Below are 22,595 nucleotides of genomic sequence, written 5' to 3' on the forward strand. Positions count from 1 at the left end.
GCATGACGGGCGACAAATTAGGCAATCTGTTATTTGATTTTTCTCTCGCCAGCCCTCCGCAGGGGCTGACTGGCGAGCATCATAACATTTTTACGGTAATACGCGGCTCCGTTTTAACATCGAAGCAACATCATCAGAACATCATCACCATCCATGGATAGGCGACAACCATCAGCAGAACCAGGAACAACGCACCGAAGATGGTACCGAGACGCCAATAATCTTTGGTTGGCAGATAGCCGCTGCCGTAGTAAATCGGGCTTGGGCCGGTGCCGTACGGGGTGATAATGCCCATCACGCCGAGAGAAACACACATCATCAAACAGAATACCGGCATGTTGATGCCCGGGATGGAGGCGGCAATGGTCAACATCGCTGGCAGCAGCGCCGTGGTGTGCGCCGTGGTACTGGCGAACAGGTAGTGCAGCAGATAGAAGGCGACTAACAGGACCACGGCAGAAACTTGCGGGTCATAGCCTTGTAGCAGCATCGCACCTTCTTTACCCAGCCAGGCGATGAAGCCAACGCGTGCTAAGCCATCGGCGAGGGCGACCAGCGTGGCGAACCAGGCAAAAGTGTTCCAGGCTGCTTTGTTGCTGGTGATGTCATTCCAGTTCAGTACACCGGTCCACAGCATCAGCACGATAACCAACAGTGCGGCCATCGCCGGCTCAATCCACGCCGTGGCGAAGATCCACATCATCAGCGCAGCCACCACGAAGCCCAGCAGCAGGATTTCGTTGCGTTTCAGTTTGCCCAGTTTCGCCAGCTCAGCAGTCGCCCAGCGCGGCACTTCATCATTCACTTTCACTTCTGGCGGATAGAGCCAGTAGGCCAGCAGCGGCATGGTGAGAATCAGCAGCACACCCAGCGGCAGGAAGGCGAGGAACCACATGCCCCAGGAAATATCGAAGCCGACCACGCTTTTCACCAGCGCCAGCGCCAGCAGGTTAGGTGCCAGAGCCGAAAGGAACATTGAACTGGTGATACACGCGGCGGTGATCGCTACCCACATCAGGTAAGAACCAATCTTGCGTGCGCTCGGATCGTTAGGTTTTGAACCGTAGAGCGGCGGCAGGTTGGCGATAATCGGATAGATGGTACCGCCACTGCGTGCGGTGTTCGACGGCGTAAACGGCGCCAGCAGCAGGTCAGCGAAGGTAATCGCATAACCGAGCGTCAGGCTACGACGACCAAGATATTTCACCAGAATCAGCGCCAGGCGGCGACCAAACTGGGTTTTATCGTAGCCCGCAGCGAACATAAAGGCACCGAAGATCAGCCAGACCGTGGAGTTGCCGAAGCCGCTCACTGCCCATTTGAATGACTGCGCGGCGGTTTTGAACTTGGGATCGGCCAGTTCCGCTGGGCTAAACAGCACCCATTGGCTGAACAGCGCAATGATCACCACGCCGGTCAAGCCGATGACCGCGCCGGGTAACGGCTCAAAAATCAATCCAACAATGACCCCGACAAAAATGGCAAAGAAGTGCCATGCGTAAGGCTCGAGTCCTGCCGGCGTCGGCACCAGCAGCAACAGCACAGCGACAACAATTGGCAGGCACAACATAATCAGGCGGTTCTTTTTCCCCGGTGCCGCAGGCGGCGCGGGGAGTGATTCACTCTGGGTGGTTTGTGTGTTCATAGTTTTGGTCTGCAAGTTATGGAGATGCGGTTATATGCCCCGAACTAAGTGGGTTTATTTAGTTACAAAACCCTTGTAGCAGATTAGTCGTGACATTTAAAACTGAGTTTTAATAAATCGCTATTTGCAAAATTCGATGCGCGAATTATCTATTGAATGTGAATATGATGCGATTAATTAAAATATCTATTTTGATCTAGATCAATAAAATTTATTCGTGTTTTTTTTGCATTAAGCGTGCGCCTGTTAATAAACGAACCATTAGGTGAAAATTAACTGTGTGAGGCAAACGAAACGCCACAAATCAAGCAAAAAACAGAGAGGGATGGTGATTTATCTTTATGATAAGGCTGGTTTTGTTTTAAATGTAAGGAAAAAGTTGATTTTTGTCAAGTCTTGGTTAAAACTTAGCGGAACGCAGCTTTCAGCAATGAGCATCAAATATTATTTTCATGCGTAAAACTTATATAACTAACGAATAAGGTTATGTAAGTAAATAAAATGGTATATTTATGGCATGAAGTCGGACCACTCAAATAAATATAAATTCCTCCGAACCGCCAAAGAATTGAATACAAAATTTCTTAATTCTGGAGTTGCTCATCATGAATACGCTCACCCCGATTCTTAATCCGCTTACGCTACCGAAAGGTGCGGTGCTCAAAAACCGTTTGGTTATGGCGCCGATGACCACCTGTACCGGTTACTTTGACGGCGGTGTTACCAGTGACCTTGTCGAATATTATCGCGTGCGTGCCGGCAGCATCGGCACCGTGATTGTTGAATGCTGCTTTGTTGATAACCGCGGCCCGGCGTTCCCTGGCGCACTCGGCATCGATAGCGATAACAAAATTCCCGGCCTGGCGAAAATCGCGCACGCCATCAAGTCTCAAGGCTCCAAAGCGATTCTGCAGATTTATCACGGCGGTCGTATGGTGGAACCTGCGCTGATCGGCGGTAAAACGCCGGTCGCACCAAGCGCCATCGCCGCACCGCGTGAAGGCGCCACCACGCCACAAGCGCTGACGGCAGAAGAAGTCGACGTGATGATCACCAAGTTTGGTGATGCGGTAAACCGTGCCATCAAAGCCGGCTTTGATGGCGTGGAAATTCACGGCGCAAATACCTATCTGATCCAACAGTTCTACTCGCCAAACTCGAACCAGCGCGATGATAAATGGGGCGGCAGCCGCGATAATCGCGCCCGTTTCCCACTGGAAGTGCTGGAGATCACCCACAAAATGGCCGACCGTTTTGCCGCGGCGGATTTCGTCATTGGTTATCGTTTCTCACCGGAAGAGCTGGAAGTCCCAGGCATCCGCTGGGATGACACGCTGTACCTGCTGGAAAAACTGGCCGAACGCGGCCTCGATTACGTGCACTTCTCCGTCGGCCAACTGCTGCGTCCGTCGATTGTCGATACCCAGGATCCAACGCCGCTGATCACCAAATACCTTGCCCAGCGCTCACCAAACCTGGCGAAAGTGCCGGTGATTGGCGTCGGCGGCATTGTGAATAAAGAAGATGCCGAGAATGCGCTGGAGCACGGTTTCGACTTGGTTGCGGTCGGTAAAGCCTGTATCGCCTATCCGGACTGGGCCGATCGCGCGATCAAAAATCAGCACATGGAGCTGTACATTGACAGCACCAAGCGCGAAGAGCTGACCATCCCGGAACCGCTGTGGCGCTTCTCGCTGGTGGATGCGATGATTCGCGACGTCAGCGATACCGGGCGTAAGTACAAAGCCGGCGTTTATCAGGCCAAAGTCGAAGCCGAAGCGCTGAAGCTGAAAATCAACGTGACGCTGGATACCGACCGTATTACCGACATTTCACTGGTGCCGGATCCGAGCCTCGATGTCGACTTCACCAGTACCTTCGAGAGCCTGCGTGAACGCATTCTGGTGGCGAACAGCCCACACGTGGATGCCATTACCGGCGCCACTACGCAGAGTGAAGCGCTGAAAAAAGCGGTATCACGCGCCATGACCACCTCAAGCAAAGAGTATGTGATTGAGGAGGGCGGTAACCCTAACGCACCGGTTAATTACGATGTGGTGGTGGTGGGCACCGGCGGTGCCGGTCTGGCGGCAGCGATTCAGGCGCATGACGATGGCGCGCGTGTGGTAATCATCGAGAAGATGCCCACCATCGGCGGCAACACCATTAAAGCCTCAGTGGGTATGAACGCGGCTGAAACCCGTTATCAGAAGCTGAAAGGCATTGAAGACAGTAAAGAGCTGTTCTACGAAGAGACGCTGAAAGGCGGCAAATTCAAAAATAATCCGGTACTGCTGCGCGAATTTGTTGAGCAAGCACCTGAAGCGATTGAGTGGCTGGCGGCGAAAGAGATCGAGCTGTGCGACATCACTATCACCGGCGGTATGAGCATCGATCGTACGCATCGTCCGGAAGATCGTTCTGCGGTGGGAGGCTTCCTGATCAGCGGCTTGGTTAAAAATGTGAATCACCGCAATATCGAAGTGCTGCTGGAAACCTCGGTGGCCGAAATCCTGGTGGAAAATGGCGCAGTCACTGGCGTTAAAGTGGTCGATGAGTACAACGATAGCCGTATCATCAACGCTAAAAGCGTGATTGTGGCCACCGGTGGCTTCAGTGCAAACCGCGAGATGGTGGTGAAATATCGCCCTGAGCTGGATGGTTTTGTAACCACCAACCATAAAGGCGCCACCGGCAGCGGCATTGCCATGTTGCAACACATCGGCGCGGATACGGTGGATATGGGCGAGATTCAGATTCACCCAACGGTTGAGCAAACCACCTCGTATCTGATTTCCGAAGCGATGCGCGGCGGCGGGGCAATCCTGGTCAGTCAGGCGGGCAAGCGTTTCTACAATGAAATGGAAACCCGCGACAAAGTTTCTGCCGAGATCATCGCCCTGCCTGAGAAGAGCGCGTGGATCATTTTTGATGAGCAGGTTCGTGCTAACAACAAAGCGGCTGACGAATACATCGCCAAAGGCTTCGTGATTAGTGCACCAACGCCACACGAGCTGGCGGTGAAACTCAATATGGATCAGGAAGCGCTGCAAACCACGCTGGGTCGTTACAATGAGTTCGTGGCGAAGCAGGACGACGAAGACTTTGGCCGTAAAACGGCGCTGCGTCATCCGCTGAACAAAGGTCCGTATTTTGCGATTCGTATCGCACCGGGCGTGCACCACACCATGGGCGGCGTGACCATCAACACCGATACCGCGGTGCTGGATGCACAGAAAGCGGTGATTCCAGGTGCGTGGGCGGCAGGTGAAGTGGTAGGTGGCATCCACGGTGCTAACCGCATCGGCGGTAACGCGGTGGCCGATATCATCATCTTTGGTATCAAAGCCGGTCACAATGCCGCTAAACTGGCGCTAGGACACTAAGCTGTAAAGATGCCCGCCTTGTGCGGGCATCGTTTTCTTTAGAGGCATGCAATGACCGATGGCGTCTTCTCTTACTCTGCCGTACTCATGGGTTCGCCCATTCTGCTCAAACTCTTCGACGACAATCCCACGCTAGCCCGCCAGGTTTTCCAACTCATCAAGCAGCAAGAAAATCTGTTCACCGTTAATCGCGCTGAATCCGAAGTGATGTCGATCAATCAGGCCGCAGGCCGGAATCCGGTGGTGGTGAGTGAGCCGGTTTTCGCTTTGATTAGCGTGGCACACGCCGTGAGCTTGCTACCGGATAGCGCGTTTAATTTCACTATCGGGCCGGTGGTGAAGCGCTGGAAGATTGGATTTCAGGGACGCGCGGTGCCGCCGGCAAACGAGATTGCTGCTCTGTTGAAACTGACCGATCCGCATCAGGTGGTGCTTAATTCCGCCGATTGCTCGGTATTTCTGCTGCAGTCGGGCATGGAGATCGATCTCGGCGCCATCGCCAAAGGCTATATCGCCGATCGCGTACAGGCGTTTCTGCGTCAGCAGGGCGTGCAGCAGGCGCTGATTAATCTGGGCGGTAATGTGCAAACGCTGGGCTCGCCGCCGCATGAACTGCAAGGTTGGGGCATCGGTCTGAAAAAACCCTTTGGACGTGATGATGAGCTGTTAGGCGTGCTGCAAGTGCAGGGTAAATCGGTGGTGACGTCGGGCATTTACGAGCGCTATTTCGAACGGGATGGCCGCTGCTGGCACCATATTTTTGATCCGCAAAGCGGCTATCCGCTCAATAATGAACTGCTGAGCGTGACGGTGATTTCCGATCGCTCAATTGATGGTGATATCTATACCACGCTGCTCTACGGTATGGGCGTAGAGAGAGGGCTGGCGTATCTCGCTGACCAGCCCGATATCGATGCGGTATTTGTTACGCGCGATCGGCAGATTATCTGCTCCTCGCCGCGCCACTTCCAATTCCAGCAGCGCGATTTCACCTGGCAGCTCCGTTACTGACAATATTGCTGCAGCAGCGAATGGTATTCCGGCTGCAAGCGATAGCGATATACCGGGCGACCGGTAGCGCCATAGTGAATGCTGGTGAACAGGATATTAATCTGCGCCAGCCAAATCAGGTATTTACGGCAAGAGACGCGCGAAATATTCACCTCGGCCGCCAGCTCATCGGTCGAAAACTCATGACCCGGATGGGCGTCAATCCACTGGCACAGCGTGCGTAGCGTCTGCGGTGTTAACCCTTTTGGCAGGCGCTTATTATCGTGTTGCGTTGCCGGGCTGCCGTGAATCAGCAAATCAACATCGGATTGCTGATAGTAATGCTGATTGTCCATCAGCGACTTCTTCTGCCGCCAGCCGGTCAGCGCCTCTTCAAAACGCGGGAACTGGAAGGGTTTGATCAGATAATCCACCACGCCGTAGTGCAGCGAAGTTTTGATATTCTCTGCATCCGCCGCTGACGAAATGATGATCACTTCCACCGCGCTTTGCGCCGTGCGCAATTCCGGTAACAGATCGAGACCATTCTCCTGCTGCATATAGATATCCAGCAGCACCAGATCCACTGCGGTATCGCTATTGAACAGGATCTCCTTCGCCTGCTTCAGCGTTGAGGCGGTGCCACAACAGTGAAAGCCCTGAATCTGGCCGATATAAGCGCGATTAAGCTCGGCGACCATGGCGTCATCATCGACCACTAACACATTGATCATGCGGATTGGTTTCCTCCATCCCAGGGAAGTTGGACTAAAAATTGGGTAAACACGCCGGGTTCTGACTCTACGCTTACGCTGCCGCCGATATGCTCGGTTTGTTGCTGCAGCAAAAACAGCCCGACACCGCGGTTTTCACCTTTGGTGGAGAAGCCTTTTTCAAAAATCGTGGCGAGGCGATCGGCTTCAATGCCTGGGCCATCGTCACTCACTTCACAGGTTAACCAACCATTTTGGTAGTGCAGCATCACGTGAATCTCGCCTTCAACCTGCTCGCTCAGCGCATCCAGCGCGTTTTCAATTAGATTGCCGATCACCGTAATCAGCGCCGCCATCTGCTCTTCATTACCGCTGTCGGGCAGGAAGCTGGCATCGCTAATGGTCAGGCGATGGCCGCAATCCGAGGCGCGGTTGATTTTACTCAGCAAAAATCCGGCAATCACCGGCGATTTTATTTTGTCGAGCAGGAAACCAATCTCCGTCTGGTAATTATTGGCGGTCTTGAGAATATAGCTCTCTACCTGCGTGTAGTTTTTCATATGCAGCAGGCCAAGAATCACGTGCAGCTTATTCATAAACTCGTGCGAGCGTTCACGCAGCGCATCCACATAGTTTACCATGCCGGTCAGGCGCTGCATTAGCTGACTGATTTCCGTTTTATCCCTGAAGGTGCAAACCGCGCCGATAATCCGGCCCTGGTTGCGCACCGGCACGGTATTGCTCAGCAGCACGCGGCCATTAACATTCAGCTCCTGATCGCGCCGCGCCCGCCCGCTTTGCAGCACATCACGCAGATGATCGTTGATCACCGACGCATCATAGATGCGATCGCCGGTGATCGTGCCCATGGAATCATTGAGCAGCGCACGCGCCGCCTGATTGACCAGCGTAACCTGGGCCTGCTCGTCCATCGCCACCACGCCCTCTTTCAGCGAGTTTAAAATCGCCTGGCGCTGTTCAAACAGTGTGGAGATTTCGTAGGGTTCGAGTCCAAACAGAATGCGCTTCAGCACGCGTACCAGCACCAGGGTGCCAATCGCCCCCGCCAGCGTACCAATAAAGATGGTCCACAGAATGCTCCAGCGGCTTTCGTTAATCTGCACGCTGACCGCATCCAGTGAGATGCCTATCGCCACCACGCCAATTTGTTGGTGCTGCGCGTTGAAGACCGGCGTGAAGACGCGCAGTGCTTTCGCTAGCGAACCTTGGTTCACCGAGACATTTTCATGGCCGCGCAGCGCGGGTTCGAGATCGTCGCCGATGAAGTGTTTGCCAATCAGTTCGGGGTTGCGATGTGAATAGCGAATGCCGTCCATGTTGGTCACGGTAATGAACAGCAAATTATTGGTTTCCTCAACCGCTTTGGCGATTGGCTGGATGCGCGTGCCATCCGGCGGATAGGTCAGCGCGCGCTGTATTTCCGGCGAGTCGGCCAGCGTGCGCGCCACGGCCATGGCTTTATCCTCCAGCTGCGCGCGGGTGGCCGCGCCAATCTGGAAAAAATAGAACATGTGCACACTGAGCAGCACCAGCACAATTACCGCGCTGAGCATCAGGGTGACCAGCGTATTGAGCTTCATCGGCTGCTTGCGCGCCGTTATTCCTTGCTGTGGAGAAGACATGATCGCTCTCGGCGGAGAAGAGGGCGGTTATTATGACGGATAAATGCGTGCAGGTCGCGCACCAGGTAAGGTTGCCATTCATGGCGTAATACCGATCAGTTAAGCGCTGAGCGACTTTCGTTCGCCATCGGCTGAGGCAGTTTCAGCTATGCCGTGCGGCGACCGAGCAGAGGACGCCTGGCCGCGCCCTCTGCACTCCCGGGCCCTGCGCCAGCCCATCCCGCCGCTTCGCGGTGCCTTCGCTCCCTCGCGATTCCTGACGGACCGGCGGCGATTCGCTCCTGCTCAGCGCCGCCTCTCGCCGCATCCCTGCGGCTCGCCCTGGAATCCCTCACTCGCTCAGCGGGCTGGGATGTCGCCTCAACACCCGCGCTGCAGCAGCAATGCCTATCCCTGAATTATCATCGCTGGAACGTCTGTAGGGTCGCCATTTATGGCGACCCGGTAACCCAAAATCTTCAGCCAGCAAAATTTCAAATCAGATGCGGTAATGGCAGGCGATGGTGTTGGGCGCTATCCGCAGCGCCGAGCGCAGAATGACGGCCAGGATGAGCCGACACGACGTCGGCGAAAGCACGGCATGAGCCAGGGATGGCGAATCCGCGCGGTCCGTCAGGCCGGAGTGATAAGCGAGGGAACAGCGAGGACGGCGCAGGCGCGGATTGCTAAGGTCCGCGCCTTCGGACCTTAGCCCGGCCGCCGGCTTCACACATTCTGAAACTGCCATAGGCATAGCGGGCGGAACCCCCGCAGAGCCAGTACGCTGCTTAACTGACGAGCATTACGCCATAAATGGCGACCCTACAGAACACGCGGCGCACAAAGCAAAATCAGGAATTATTCGGCGGCGTAGCGTCGGTTTCGCTGAACGCGGGCTTCTGACGCGTAACTGAATAAACCACGTTTTTCGGGCTGTTTGGATCGGTGGTGACATCCACGGAAGCAATCGTCACTTTGCCAAAACCAAATAGCGTCTGCACGTAACCACCGATCTGGTGTTTACCCGGCGCCACGCGAATCTCGCGCTTCCCACCCTTTTTCAACAAACCGGCATCCTGACCATCAACCGTCACATAAACGGAAGAGCCGTCATCGGTGCGCGTGACCAGATGCGAAACGTTGATTACCGTTGGGCCGGTCTCAAATGGAGAAGGCGAGTCATTGTTGTCGATGGGTGCGCCGGTCGCAGGCTGGGCCGCGGAGGTATCAGCGGCGGCTGTGGTGTCAGTGGATGTACCGGTAACGGCGGCAAGGCGAGCGCAGCCGGTAAGCATGATTGTTGCCATCAAAGTGGCCAAAGTGAAACGCGATAACATCGTGACGAAAAACCCCTGCTAAATGAGAAGCGTTCATTTTAGCGTGCCTTGCAGAGTGATGACAGTCACACAAATACAGTATTTTCCGAAAACCGGTCAGGAAATGTTTCATTGGCAGGCGTGCCGCACGCGATGTGCAATGAAACGGCGGCCGGTCAGGCCGCCGCGGGAATTACCAGCTGTAGTTAACCGAGGCGACGATCGAACGACCGCTGCCGTAGAAGCAGGCGCTGGAGTTACTGCAAGAGGCCACGTAGTGCTTATCCGCTACGTTATTAACGTTCAGCTGCAGCGTGGTGCCGCGCAGCGAATTCATCGCTTCACCCAGCTCATACTTTGCCATCACGTCATACAGCGTGTAGTGCGGCACATTGTCGGTGCCGGTCTCATCCGCTGGCGTGGTGCCGGTGTAACGTACGCCGCTACCCAATGTAAAGCCGTTCAGTACGCCATCGAGGAAGGTATAGCTGCCCCACGCTGACGCCGCATGACGCGGAATGCTCGACGGTGAGTGACCAATACGTTCGGTGATGCTGCTCTCTTTGGTCACCGCATCGGTGTAGGTATAGGCGGCCAACAGTTTGATCTCAGGCGTAATCTGCGCATGCGCTTCGGTTTCAATACCCTTCGAACGCACTTTACCGATCTGCTCGTTATAGCCAGTAACGTTGTTATAGGCAGTGATATTTTTCTGCGTGATATCAAACGCCGAAACGGTAAAGACCGCATCCCAGCCAACCGGCTGATACTTCACGCCCACTTCCGTCTGTTCGCCGGTGGTCGGTTTAAACGGATCGGTGCCCGGTGCGCCGCTGCTCAGGTTTGGCTCAAATGAGGTGCTGTAGCTGACATAAGGTGAAATCCCGTTATCAAACGCATACAGCAAACCTGCGCGGCCGGTAAACTTGTTGTCATTCTGCTGGGTTTCGCTGTTATCGGTGCGATCCTGGGTGCGAATTTCGCTCCAGTCATTACGCCCCGACAGCAGCAGATTCCACTGATTCCACTCCAGCTGATCCTGCAGATAAACGCCAACCTGATCGAGCTTCTTGCGCGTGCTGGTGGTCAGCGTCAGATCGCTCTCGTTAATACTGATACGCGTAGGATTAGCCCAGTCGAGGATGTATTTATCGCCGCTGTCGCGCCACAGTTTGTTATCTACGTCGCTCCACTTGTAATCCAGCCCGCCGAGCACGGTGTGCGCGACATTGCCAGTATCAAAGATGGCTTTCAGCTGGTTATCAAGGCCCAACTCTTTCGACTTGATCTTGTCATGCTGGGGACGACGGTTGATGGAGTGATCGTTATCGGCATCAAAGGTATACACCAGATATTTGTACGATTCGTCCATGTTGCTGTAGCGCAGATTCTGCGTGAAGCTGACGTTGTCGCTCAGGTTGTGCTCGAAGATATACCCGACTGACGTCTGCTCGCGCTTGGCTTCGTTGAAGCTCGGATCGCTAACGTTGAAGTCGTAAGGAATGAAGCCTGCGCTGCTCTCTTTCAAGGTCCCGCTGGCGGGCAGGAAGTTACGATAGCCCGCTTTTGGCTCGTTCTGATACATCGTCAACAGCGTGAAGCTGGTGTCGGCATTGGGCAGCCAGGTGATCGCTGGCGCAATCGCCATTCGCTGCTGTTTGTTGTCTTTGACGAACTCATGTTTGGTGCTGGCGATGCCGTTCAGGCGGTAGAACAGCGTGTTGTCATCATTCAGCTTGCCGCCGAAATCAAACGCCGCTTCACCCAAATGCTGATTGCCGCTGCTGAGTTGCACTTTGTGAATGCTCTGCGCGGTCGGGCGTTTGCTGGTCATGGCAACAATACCGCCCGGATTCACCTGGCCGTACAGCACCGAAGCTGGGCCATGAATCATCTCTACGCGCTCCAGCAGCCAGGGATCGATCTGCCCTGCTGCGCCCCCCTGACCGGACAAACCGTAGCTCAGGCCATCCAGGAACTTCGGCGCATAGCGGAAACCGCGCGCAATGATCTCATCGTTACGATTGGAGTTGCCGCGATAGTTAGTCAGCACGCCGCTGGTGTAGCTCAGCGCATCCGCCACCGAGGCCGCCGCCTGGTCGTCCATCTGCTCGCGCGTAATCACCGAAATGGATTGCGGCGTTTTACGCAGCGGCGTGGATGTTTTAGTGCCTGCCGCGCTCTCTTTCGCCACATAACCCTGCAGCGGTGAGGTCACACTTTCACGCGTGTCGGCATTCACGGTAAGGGTTTCTTCCGCGGCCGCGCTGAATGCTGCAGGTGCCAGCAACAAAATTGAGGCCAGAGAGAGATATAACCGATTGAATCTGAATTGCAGTGCCACAGCAGGTATTGCTGATTTTTTTACGTTAACGGACATAGTTGCCATCTCTATTTCAAACTGCCTTGTAGATGAAATAATCCGTTCGTTCGCCATGCCCAACGGCGCGGCTGTAACGGATTGAAATATTACTGCCTTGAGTTATTTACGGTCCTAATCTCCCTGCGTGACGTCCTTCACAAAATAATCCACTGAAAATACGAAGGTTTATTAGGCGCGAAAAATCATATTGCAAATGTAAATCGTTATCAATAGCATTTGCATTAGCTTTGATTAAGTAAAGATCATGAACAAAATGTGGAGATGGATTGCAGGATGTTTCTAGCTAGCGCAGATAAAACGACAGATGAGTGGTTGCCCGCCGGGACAGTTGCGCAATGGTTGCAGCAGGCAGATGTAGGTGAAGATGGCTGGTGGCAGCGGCTTTACGCCGCTGGAACGCCGCTGGTGGAGCGTGACGACACCGGTCAAACCACCATGCACTTCTTCTGGCGCGATCCCGAAGGCCACTCCGCACTTTCATCCACGCGACGGGTGTATGTCGATATTAACGGCGTTACCGATCACCACAGCGAAGCACCGGAAAGTTTGCTACGGGTGGGCGACAGCGACGTCTGGCATTGGTCGACGCATATTGAGTCAGACTGGCGCGGCAGTTACAGCCTGATCCCCGCCACCGCGCAGCAGTTGCCGCCGCTGTTTTGTGGCGGCGAAGAGGCGTGTCGCGCGCTGCAGCGCAAATGGTGGATTTCGCTGATGCCGCTGGCGATTCCCGACAAACTCAACCCCACGCCGCCGTTTCTCAGCAGCCGACGCTTTGCCCTGAGCAACGCACATATGCCGGATGCGCCGGATCAATCCGCATGGCGCGCGCTGGATGCCGGACTGGCTGAAACCTGGCCTGATGCGCTGCAAACCTTGCAGTGGTACAGCGAGTTGCTCAACGTGACGCGCAACGTCTGGCTGTACAGCACCGGGCAAACCGATCGGCCTGAACAGCGTCCGCTGGCGATTCTGCTCGACGGACAAAACTGGGTGTATGGCCAACCGATTTTCAGCGCGCTGGATCAGGTCACCGCAGATGGCGAACTGCCGCCGACCTGCTGGCTGTTTATCGATGTCATCGACAGTCAGCATCGCGAAGCTGAATTGCCGTGCAACGCCACCTTCTGGCAAGCAGTGCAGCAGGAACTCCTACCGCTGGCGCGCCAGCACGCCGCGTTCAGCAGCGACGCCAATCGCACGCTGGTGGCTGGGCAAAGTTACGGCGGACTGGCCGCGCTCTATGCCGGTTTGCACTGGCCGCAGCGCTTTGGCCGCGTTCTGACCCAATCCGGCTCCTTCTGGTGGCCCAATCTGCAGTACATCCGCGATTACGCCAACCGCGAGCATCACGCACCTGGCCTGCTGCTACAGCGTCTGCAGCAAGGCACGCTGCCGCCGGGCAAGCTGAAGATCTTTCAGGAAGTGGGCGATCGCGAGGCCGACATGGTGTACGTCAACCAGCAGATCGCCCCGGCGCTTCAGGCTGCAGGCCATGAATTACATTTTCGCCGCTACGCCGGAGGGCACGATGCGCTGTGCTGGCGTGGCGGTTTGATCGACGGCTGCCGCTGGCTGCTGGCCGATTTTCTTTCCCCAACCTCACCCTCTGAAGGTACTCATCATGTCTGAACAACAAAATCCGTTTGATAACGATGCGCTGGATTTTCTGGTGCTGCTTAACGCGCGCCAGCAATACAGCCTGTGGCCAGCGTTTGCCCCGGTACCGGCGGGTTGGCATAACGTGGCAGGGCCGCTAACGCGCGCCGCCGCCATCGCGTTTATTGAAGCCAACTGGCACGACATGCGACCAGCGACGCAACAGACGTCGTCTACCGCAGCTTAATTTTCCTTTTTAATCATCTAGTTAATTTATTCCCAAAATCATTCGGGCTGCAGCAAGGCGGCAAGTGTGCAAATCCCCAGGAGCTTACGGAAGTAAGTGACTGGGGTGAGCGCACGCAGCCAACGCCGCTGCAGCCCGAAGGATGAAGGGAATCAGACAGGAATTGTCTCTTGGCAACGATCAAACAACCTCCCTCTGCGGCCTATCCTTTGGTGGCGGCGCAGCCCGGCATCTGGATTGCTGACAGCATTGCGCCGCAGCGCAATCAGTTTACCGTGGCGCACTACAGCGTATTGCACGGCAACATCAACCGCGCTGCGCTGGATAGCGCTATTCGTCAGGCGATGGCCGAAGCGGATACCGTGCAGGCGCGCTTTGGTCTCGACGATGAGGGCAATCCAGCGCAGTGGTTCAATGCACAAGCACCCATCGCACCGGAATGGCACGATTTCAGCCAGCGCGCCGACGCCAGCAGCCAGGCACACAAGCTGATGCAGGCGGATCTCGTCGCTGAGCTGCCTGCCGACGGCGACAAACCGCTCTATCGCCATGCGCTACTGCGCATCGGCGACGGCAGCTGGCTGTGGTATCAGCGTTATCACCATTTGCTGGTGGATGGTTTCAGCTTTGAAGCGCTGACCCAGCGCGTCGCGGCGATCTACGCCGCCGTGTGTGCCGGTGAAATGCCAGCGCCCACGCCGTTTACCCCCTTCACCAGCGTGATTGAGGAGTATCAACAGTGGCAAGATTCTGCCGCCTTTACTCGCTCAGCCAGTCACTGGCACAGCTACGCAGCGGACCTGCCGGAAACCCTTTCGCTCTCCAGCGAAAGCATGATCGCTGCGGGTGCGCGCCCAATCAGCTGTCAGGTGACGCTGCCGCAGCTGGCAGCGCTGCGCCAACAACTACAGCTCGCTGACAGCAGCGAAGGCGATATCGTCAGCGCCCTGTTGGTCGCTTATCTTGCACGCATGAGCAATAGTGCGCGCTTATCAATTGGCTTCCCGTTTATGCGTCGCATGGGTTCAGCGGCAATCTCAACGCTCGGACCGGTGGTGAACGTCTTGCCGCTGATTTTTAGCGTCAGCGATGAGATGACGTTGCCGGATTTGGTGCAGCAGGTGCAGGGTGAAATCCGCAAGGCGCGCCGCCATCAGCGCTATGAGGCAGAGCAGCTGCGTCGTGATTTGGGTTTGGTTGGCAGCAGCCAGGCGCTGTATGGTCCGGTGATTAACGTCAAGGTCTATCACGACGATCTGCAATTCGATGGTCATCCTGCCGCCACCCATACGCTGGCGATGGGCCCGGTTGACGATCTGGAATTTGAAGTGGGCTTCCGCGATGGCGCACTGCAGCTAACGCTGGTGGCAAATCCGCAACGTTACGATGGGCAAACGCTACAACGTCACGCCGATCGCATCAGCCATCTGTTAAGTCAGCTCGCCTCACAGCCCACACTCACCCTTGGTGCACTGTCATTATTGGCACCGCAGGAGCAACGCGATCTGCAGCGCTGGTCTAGCGGCCCAACTATCCTGCCACCCGCCAATACCACCACTATCGTGGATATCCTGCTGCAACGTGCCGCGCAGCATGGCGATGAGATCGCGGTGGTGTGCGGCGAACATAGTCTGAGCTATCGCCAGCTCGCCGATCGCGCCATGCAGCTCGCGCATCTGCTGATCGCCCGCGGTCTGCGCGCTGACGACATAGTCGCCATTGGCATACCGCGTTCGGTGGATTCACTGGTGGCCATCTTTGGTGTGCTGGCGAGCGGCGCGGCCTATATGCCGCTCGATCTCGATTACCCGCGCGAACGTTTAACCCTAATGTGCGATGACGCACAGCCTAAACTGCTGCTGACACACACCAGCACGCTGGCACAGATGCCGGTGCTGCCGCATCTGTGCATCGATGATGTAGCGCTAAACGATCAACTTAACGCCCAGGCCAGTTGTCCGCCGGTCACCCAGCTGTGCGGCGACGATCTGGCTTACATGATCTACACCTCGGGATCGACCGGACGTCCCAAAGGTGTGATGAGCACCCATCAGGGCTTGCTCAATCTGTTCCTGTCGCACCGCGAACACCTGTTCGGCCCGGCGATTGCGCGCTTTAGCGCCAATAGCCCGCGCCGCATGCGCGCCGGTCACACCGCGTCATTCTCCTTCGACTCCTCGTGGGAACCGCTGTTCTGCATGCTGATGGGCTGCGAGCTGAATATCTTTGACGAAGATCTGCGCCGCGATGCCTGGGGATTGATTCAGCAGATGAACGCGGTGCCGGTCGATTTGCTGGATATCACGCCGTCGTTCTTCTCGCAGATGATCGACAGCGGCCTGCTGGAAGCCGACAACCATCGCCCATCGTTTGTGATGATTGGCGGGGAAGCGGCGACGCCGACGCTGTGGAAGCTGATGCAGCAACAGCAGCAGATGGAGATCCACAACTATTACGGCCCGTCGGAATACACCATCGATACGCTCGGCGCCAATGTCATGGCCTCGCCTCAGCCGGTGATTGGTCGTCCGGTGGGAAACAGCGAAGTCTATCTGCTGGATAACCAGTTGCGGCAGGTGCCCATCGGGTGTGCTGGCGAACTGTATATCGCCGGAACCGGCATCGCGCGCGGCTATCTGCGTCGTCCCGATCTCACCAGCGCACGCTTTGTTGCCAACCCGTTCCGCGCGGGCGACGTGATGTATCGCAGCGGCGACCTGATGCGCTGGCGTCAGGATGGCCAGCTGGCCTTTATTGGCCGCACCGATCACCAGATTAAAGTGCGCGGCTTCCGCGTCGAAATCGGTGAAGTAGAGAACGCGCTGGTGGCGCTGCCGGAAGTCAGTACCGCCGTGGTGATCGCCGAAGTGATCGGCGCGACGCATCGCCTGATTGGCTACTGCTCGGTGCAGGATGACGCGCTGCGTGCGGATAGCGCGCTCAACGCGCGTTTACTGGCGCAGCTCGCCACTCAGCTGCCGGATTACATGGTGCCGGCGGTGTTGATGGTGATGGCGGATTTGCCGCTTAACGTGAATGGCAAGATTGACCGTCAGGCGCTGCCGAAGCCGCAACAGGCGCAGCAGAGCCAAGGCCGCGCCGCCAGCACGCCGCAGGAGCAGCTGATTTGCTCGGCGATCGCGGGCCTGCTCGGGCTGGAAAGCGTAGGTGCCGAAGATGACTTCTTTGCGCTCGGCGGTGACAGCATTTCGGCGATGGGACTTAGCACCGCCGCGCGCCGCGCCGGTTATCTGCTGCGTCCGCGCGAAATCTTCGCTGAACGTACCGCTGCACGCATGGCGCGTGATTTACAGCCGCTGGCGCAGCACACCAGCGGCGAGCGCGTGGCGCAGCAGGGCGCGCTGGGCGGATTGCCGATCCTGCACTGGTTCAATGCGCAAGCGGGCATCAACGCACGCTTCGCGCATGGCGTGCTGCTGTCGGTGCCGCCGCAGTTACAGCTCGCGCAGGTAGAACAGCTGATCGATCAACTGGCGCAGGCGCATCCGGCACTCAATGCCTTCACGCGCGGCGATCGGCTGGTGGTCGGCGAAACGCTGGCGTCACGCCCTGCCCGCGTACGCACCTTGGCCGTGGAGGATCGCGATAGCGCGGCGGAGCAGGCGTTTAGCGAGGATGCTAATGCGCTGGATCCGGCGGCCGGTGCGCTACTCAAAGCCACGCTGCTGCAACAACATGGCGCCAGCTGCGCACTGGTGCTGACGCTGCATCATCTGATCGTTGATGGCGTTTCCTGGCGTGTGTTGCTGGATGAGCTGCAACTGGCCGGTGAAGCGCTGCTGAATAACACGCCGCTGACCCTTCCCGCCGAGGAAACCTCGCTGCATGATTGGTCGGCAGCCTTGCTGGCGAACCTCGCAGCGCGCGCTAACGAAATGCCCTTCTGGCAACAGATGCTGGCTGAACCGCTGCCGCCCATTGGACAGCGCGCCATACAGCTCAGCGATCGTCAACAGCATCAGCGCACTCTGCTGGATGCAGCCACCACGCATGCGCTGCTCAACACGCTGCCGCACCATTATCGCGCCACTAGCGAAGAGTTACTGTTGACGCTGCTGACCCTTGCGCTGCGCCAGCATAACGGCAGCGCCTTGCAACGCGTCACGCTGGAGTCGCACGGTCGCGCTGAACTGCATGCCCAGCAGGATCTGGCGCGCACCGTCGGCTGGCTGACGGCGGAGTTCCCGCTGCTGCTGCCGTTGCCAGACAATCCACACGCGCCGCTCAATGACAGCGTGCGCGCGGTGAAAGCGGTGCTGCGCGCGGTGCCGGATCGCGGTATCGGTTACGGTCAGCTGCGCTGGCTCGATGCGCATCGTAGTGTGGCGCTGGCCCAGCTGGCGGCACAACATGCGCCGCAGGTGCTGTTTAACTACCTCGGCCGCTTCACGCAGCGCAGCGGTTACTGGTCGCCACAGCGCACTGCGCAGCAGTTCCGCGACACCTTTGCGGTGCTGCAGGATGAGGCGCTGCCGCTGCAGCACGCGCTGGAACTCAACGTCTTCGTCGAGGAGCAATCGCACGCGACGCAGCTGGCGCTTAACTGGAGCTGGGCCGCCGGCGTGCTGAACGCCGAAGCGATTGAAAGTCTGCATCAGGCCATGGCCAGCGGCGCACAGGCGTTAATGGCGCTGGCTCACCAGCAGCCGCAACAGGCCGCCAACACGCTGGTCGCCGCCGACGTCGCGCTTGAAGGCATCGACGATGCGGTGCTGCAACAGCTGTATGCGCGTCACGGCGCTTTTAGCCATGCGTTGCCGCTGCTGCCGTTACAAAAAGGCCTGCTGTTCCACGCACAAACCAGCGCGCAGCAAGGCAGCTATAACTCGTTAACGCGCCTGACGCTGAGCGGCGCTATCGATGTGACCTCGGTACAGCAGGCGCTGAACGCGGTGCTGCGCCGTCATCCACAGCTGGCGGCACGCTTCGACGCCGAACTCAGCCTGCAGCCGCTGCAGCTGTTACCAGCAGGTGAACTGCACTGGCCGCTGGCGGTGCATCAGTTGACTGATGAAGACGAAGAGCAGGCGCTGCTGGCGCTGGAGCATCAGGCACTGGCGCAGGATCTGTTCAACCAGCCGATGATGCTGCAGGCCACATTGATCGCCCATCGCGACGGCCTGCGCTGGACGCTGCTGCTCAATGCGCATCATCTGGTGGTGGATGGCTGGTCAACGCCGGTGATCCTCCACGATCTGCTTTGTGCGCTGCGCCAGCAAACCTTGCCCGCGCACAGCAGCAGTTACGCCGATATTGTGCGTCAGCTCAGCCAGCGCGACAGCGATGAAGCGCGTCAGCAGTGGCAGGCGTGTCTGCGCGAGGTGCGGCCGACGCTGCTCTATCCGCAGGCCGCCGACAGCGCGGTTCATGAGCAGCGCATTACGCTGGATGCCACGCTGGAGCGCGACCTCTATGCGCTATGTCGCGCACGCGGATTAACCCTGAACAGCGTGATGCAGGGCTTATGGGGCCTGATGCTGTCCGTTGCGAGCGGTCAGCAAGATGTGGTGTTTGGTGCCCCAGTGTCCGGTCGTTTTGGTCATATCGATGGCATCGATGAGCACGTTGGCCTGTTCAGCAACACGCTGCCGGTACGCATGCGGTTCGATCATCAGCGGCCACTGCTGGAGCAACTGGCCGATCACCAGGCGCAGCAAATTCAACTGATTGAGCAAGATTGTCTCGGTCTGGCCGAGATTCAGCAGCTGGTCGGCGCGGGTACGCTGTTTGATACCCTGCTGGTGGTGGAGAACTATCCGGACAACCAAACGCTGCTGGATGCCCATGCTGCCGTGCGCTGCGAAGCGATTCACAACCGCGGTTACACGCACTATCCGCTGACGCTGCTGGTGCTGCCGGGCGAACAGCTGACGTTGTTAATGGAGTACCGCGACTACTGCGTCACTGAGCCGCAACGCCTCGCCGAGCGGCTGTTACTGCTGCTGCAGCAGCTGGTCTCCACGCCGGATCTGCCGCTGGCGCAGTGGCGACTGCAAACGCTGGCTGAGCAATCGCTGCTTGCCTGGGTCAACAATACTGGCGTGCAGCTGGAAACCGAAACCCTGCAGCAGGCGATTGCCCAGCAGGCGGCACGTACCCCGGACGCGTTGGCGCTGCTAGATGTTGAACATCAGCTGAGCTACAGCGAAATGCAGCGTCAGGCAAGGTTACTGGCGGATCGTCTGATTGAAGCGGGCGTGATGCCGGGCGATATCGTCGCCGTGGCGCTGCCGCGCTCGGTTCGCCTTAGTATCGCGCTCACCGCCATTCTGCAAGCGGGCGCGGCGTATCTGCCGCTGGATATCAGTTATCCCGATGAGCGTCTGGCTTATATGGTGGACGATGCGCGGCCATGGGTGGTGATCACCGAATCCGCGCTGGAGAGCCGCTTTGCCAGCTTTGGTACGTTGATGCTGTTTGATGCCTTAGCCGCCAGCCAGGCGCAGGCCCGCCACAGCCTGCCGCCAGCGGATGCCCAGCGCCCGGCATACGTCCTTTATACCTCGGGTTCCACCGGCAAACCGAAAGGTGTGGTGGTGAATCAACACGCCATCGTCAACCGCCTGCGCTGGATGCAGGCCAGCTATCCACTGCGCGCCGACGATGTGGTGTTGCAGAAAACGCCGTGCAGCTTTGATGTGTCGGTATGGGAGTTCTTCTGGCCGCTGATGACCGGCGCGCAGTTGCTGATGGCGCCGCCGGAGGCGCATCGCGATCCGCAGGCGCTGTGGCAGCTGATCGACGACTATCACGTCACCACCCTGCACTTTGTGCCCTCGATGCTGGCCGCGTTTGTCGGCCATCTGGCGGCGCAAACTGACCAGGCTTGCCCGAGCCTGCGTCGCGTATTCTGCAGCGGTGAAGCGCTGGCGTGCGATTTGGCGCGCAGCTATCAGGCACTGATTACCGCGCCGCTGCACAATCTGTATGGCCCGACCGAGGCCGCCGTCGATGTCACCTGGCAACCGGCCAGCGGCAGCGTGCTGGAGGGGCTGAACGGGCCGGGCGTGCCGATTGGTCGTCCGGTATGGAACACGCAGCTGCATATTCTGGATAGCCTGCTGCGTCCGGTGCCGGTTGGCGTGCCAGGCGATCTCTATCTCAGCGGTGTGCAGCTGGCCGATGGTTATTTGCATCGTGCCGATCTCACCGCGCAGCGCTTTGTCGCCGCGCCGTTTGCCGAAGGGGAACGCATGTATCGCACCGGCGATATCGCCAGCTGGCGCGCCGACGGTGCGGTGGAGTATCTGGGGCGCAGCGACGATCAGCTGAAGATGCGCGGACAGCGCATTGAGCCGGGCGAAATCGAACAGGCATTAGTCGCACTGCCGGGCGTGGCGCAGGCCGTCGTTGCGGCGCGCAACCTTACGCAGCAGTCGACACCGGGCGTCGATAACCGTCAGCTGCTGGGCTGGCTGGTAGCAGATGCGGGCGCCACGCTGGACATCGAGCGCGTGAAGCAGCAGCTGGCAGAACGTTTGCCTGCGCATATGCAACCGGTCAGCTATCTGCTGCTCGACGATCTGCCGCTGAGCGCCAACGGTAAGCTGGATCGCAAAGCGCTGCCGATGCCGCAGCTCAGCACGCGCAGCGGAAGAGTGCCGGACAGCGCCAACGAACATCTGCTGGCCGATCTGTTCCAGCAGCTACTGGGCTGCGACAGCGTGTTCGCCGATGACGATTTCTTCGCGCTCGGCGGCCATTCGCTGCTGGCAATGCGCCTGGCGGCAGAACTGCGTCGTCGTGATGTGCCGCCGCTGAGTATTGGGCAGATCATCGCAGCACGCAGCGTGGAGAAGCTGGCGGCGCTGCTCGACGGCGGCGCCAGCAGCGAAACCGGCGGCAACGGTGAACTGCTGCCGCTACGCGCAGGCAGCGGCCCCACGCTGTTCTGTATCCATCCGGCATCCGGTTTCGCCTGGCAGTACAGCGCCCTGCTGCACTATCTGGAAGGCGACTTCCCAATTGTCGGCCTGCAATCGCCGCGCCCTGGCGGGGTGATTGCGGCGTGTCACAGCGTGGAGGCGATGTGCGACCAGCATCTGGCGACGATCCGCCAGCAGCAGCCGCGCGGGCCTTACTTCCTGCTCGGCTATTCACTCGGCGGCACGCTGGCGCAAGGTATCGCCGCACGTTTGCAGGCGTTAGGTGAAGAGGTGGCCTTCCTCGGCCTGCTGGATACCTATCCGGCAGAAGGTCAGGACTGGCGCACGCCGGATGCCGATGAGGCGGAGCGCGAAGTGGCACGCGAGCAGGCCGAGTTTATGGCCGCGACCGAAGACGAACGCGATCCACAGCTGCGGGCGGAGAAAGCGGCGATGTTTAGCACCATCGTGGCCAACTACAAAGACGCCGTAGCGCGCCTGGCGGAAGCGCGCACCCCGCGTTATGCCGGCAGCGCTACGCTGTTTATGGCGCAAAAAACCGTGCCGCCGGATATGGATGTCCGCGCCAGCTGGGCGCCGTTTGTCGATGAGCTCACCCTGTTCCCACTGGATTGCGAACACGCCGATATTCTCTCAGCGGATTCGCTGAAAGTGTTGGGGCCGTTGATAAATCAGCTGTTAGCGGGTTGAGTTTCGGTGCGGCTAGCGAAACGGTGCGCATGAATGCGCACCCTACGAATGGCCTGCACGTTTTTGTAGGGTCGCCATTCACAGCGGCCTGGAAGTA

At 57.9% G+C, this 22,595-nt stretch carries 10 protein-coding genes; 5 read left to right on the forward strand and 5 right to left on the reverse strand.

The features are described 5' to 3' along the window. Positions 1-133 precede the first annotated feature (133 nt). On the reverse strand, positions 134-1,645 hold the full coding sequence (locus AC790_RS05575) for an anion permease (protein ID WP_007891586.1): 1,512 nt from the start codon (positions 1,643-1,645) through the stop codon (positions 134-136). Between the two features lie 605 nt (positions 1,646-2,250). Between AC790_RS05575 and AC790_RS05580 the strand changes: the two genes are divergently transcribed. Then, positions 2,251-5,031, forward strand: a complete 2,781-nt coding sequence (locus AC790_RS05580) for a flavocytochrome c (RefSeq protein WP_049851140.1) — start codon at positions 2,251-2,253, stop codon at positions 5,029-5,031. Between the two features lie 51 nt (positions 5,032-5,082). Then, on the forward strand, positions 5,083-6,042 hold the full coding sequence (locus AC790_RS05585; RefSeq protein WP_049851141.1) for an FAD:protein FMN transferase: 960 nt from the start codon (positions 5,083-5,085) through the stop codon (positions 6,040-6,042). Here the strand turns inward: AC790_RS05585 and dcuR are convergent. The 4 genes from dcuR to AC790_RS05605 form a co-directional block, all read right to left on the reverse strand. After that, complete coding sequence (dcuR, locus tag AC790_RS05590; RefSeq protein WP_007891598.1) at positions 6,036-6,755, reverse strand: two-component system response regulator DcuR; 720 nt, start codon at positions 6,753-6,755, stop codon at positions 6,036-6,038. The two genes, AC790_RS05585 and dcuR, sit on opposite strands and share 7 nt — an antisense overlap. Next, on the reverse strand, positions 6,752-8,377 hold the full coding sequence (locus AC790_RS05595; RefSeq protein WP_007891599.1) for a sensor histidine kinase: 1,626 nt from the start codon (positions 8,375-8,377) through the stop codon (positions 6,752-6,754). Before AC790_RS05595 ends, dcuR begins: the two co-directional genes overlap by 4 nt. Before the next feature lie 830 nt (positions 8,378-9,207). Further along, positions 9,208-9,693, reverse strand: coding sequence for a hypothetical protein (locus AC790_RS05600; RefSeq protein ID WP_049851142.1), 486 nt, complete (start codon positions 9,691-9,693; stop codon positions 9,208-9,210). Between the two features lie 172 nt (positions 9,694-9,865). Next, positions 9,866-12,052 (reverse strand): TonB-dependent siderophore receptor, encoded by a 2,187-nt coding sequence (locus AC790_RS05605; RefSeq protein ID WP_049851143.1) that lies wholly within the window; start codon positions 12,050-12,052, stop codon positions 9,866-9,868. Between the two features lie 276 nt (positions 12,053-12,328). Here AC790_RS05605 and fes point away from each other — a divergent pair, with 276 nt between their 5' ends. The 3 genes from fes to AC790_RS05620 all read left to right on the forward strand — a co-directional run bounded on the left by fes (position 12,329) and on the right by AC790_RS05620 (position 22,498). Next, positions 12,329-13,687 carry an enterochelin esterase gene (gene fes, locus AC790_RS05610; RefSeq protein WP_049851144.1) on the forward strand — a complete coding sequence of 453 codons (1,359 nt, stop codon included), beginning with the start codon at positions 12,329-12,331 and terminating at the stop codon, positions 13,685-13,687. Further along, on the forward strand, positions 13,680-13,901 hold the full coding sequence (locus AC790_RS05615) for an MbtH family protein (RefSeq protein ID WP_049851145.1): 222 nt from the start codon (positions 13,680-13,682) through the stop codon (positions 13,899-13,901). Before fes ends, AC790_RS05615 begins: the two co-directional genes overlap by 8 nt. Positions 13,902-14,071: 170 nt before the next feature. Then, the gene (locus AC790_RS05620; protein WP_049851146.1) at positions 14,072-22,498 is read left to right on the forward strand and encodes a non-ribosomal peptide synthetase; all 8,427 of its coding nucleotides are present in this window, start codon (positions 14,072-14,074) and stop codon (positions 22,496-22,498) included. The last annotated feature ends 97 nt before the right edge of the window (positions 22,499-22,595 follow it).

It is taken from the genome of Pantoea sp. RIT-PI-b (assembly GCF_001187905.1).
GTDB classification, from domain to species: Bacteria; Pseudomonadota; Gammaproteobacteria; order Enterobacterales; family Enterobacteriaceae; genus Pantoea; species Pantoea nemavictus.

What these genes read in the sequence shown, in the direction of transcription:
- AC790_RS05575 (WP_007891586.1), bottom strand. Translation starts at nt 1,645, where the DNA reads ATGAACACACAAACCACCCAGAGTGAATCACTCCCCGCGCCGCCTGCG.
- AC790_RS05580 (WP_049851140.1), top strand. Translation starts at nt 2,251, where the DNA reads ATGAATACGCTCACCCCGATTCTTAATCCGCTTACGCTACCGAAAGGT.
- AC790_RS05585 (WP_049851141.1), top strand. Translation starts at nt 5,083, where the DNA reads ATGACCGATGGCGTCTTCTCTTACTCTGCCGTACTCATGGGTTCGCCC.
- dcuR (WP_007891598.1), bottom strand. Translation starts at nt 6,755, where the DNA reads ATGATCAATGTGTTAGTGGTCGATGATGACGCCATGGTCGCCGAGCTT.
- AC790_RS05595 (WP_007891599.1), bottom strand. Translation starts at nt 8,377, where the DNA reads ATGTCTTCTCCACAGCAAGGAATAACGGCGCGCAAGCAGCCGATGAAG.
- AC790_RS05600 (WP_049851142.1), bottom strand. Translation starts at nt 9,693, where the DNA reads ATGTTATCGCGTTTCACTTTGGCCACTTTGATGGCAACAATCATGCTT.
- AC790_RS05605 (WP_049851143.1), bottom strand. Translation starts at nt 12,052, where the DNA reads ATGTCCGTTAACGTAAAAAAATCAGCAATACCTGCTGTGGCACTGCAA.
- fes (WP_049851144.1), top strand. Translation starts at nt 12,329, where the DNA reads ATGTTTCTAGCTAGCGCAGATAAAACGACAGATGAGTGGTTGCCCGCC.
- AC790_RS05615 (WP_049851145.1), top strand. Translation starts at nt 13,680, where the DNA reads ATGTCTGAACAACAAAATCCGTTTGATAACGATGCGCTGGATTTTCTG.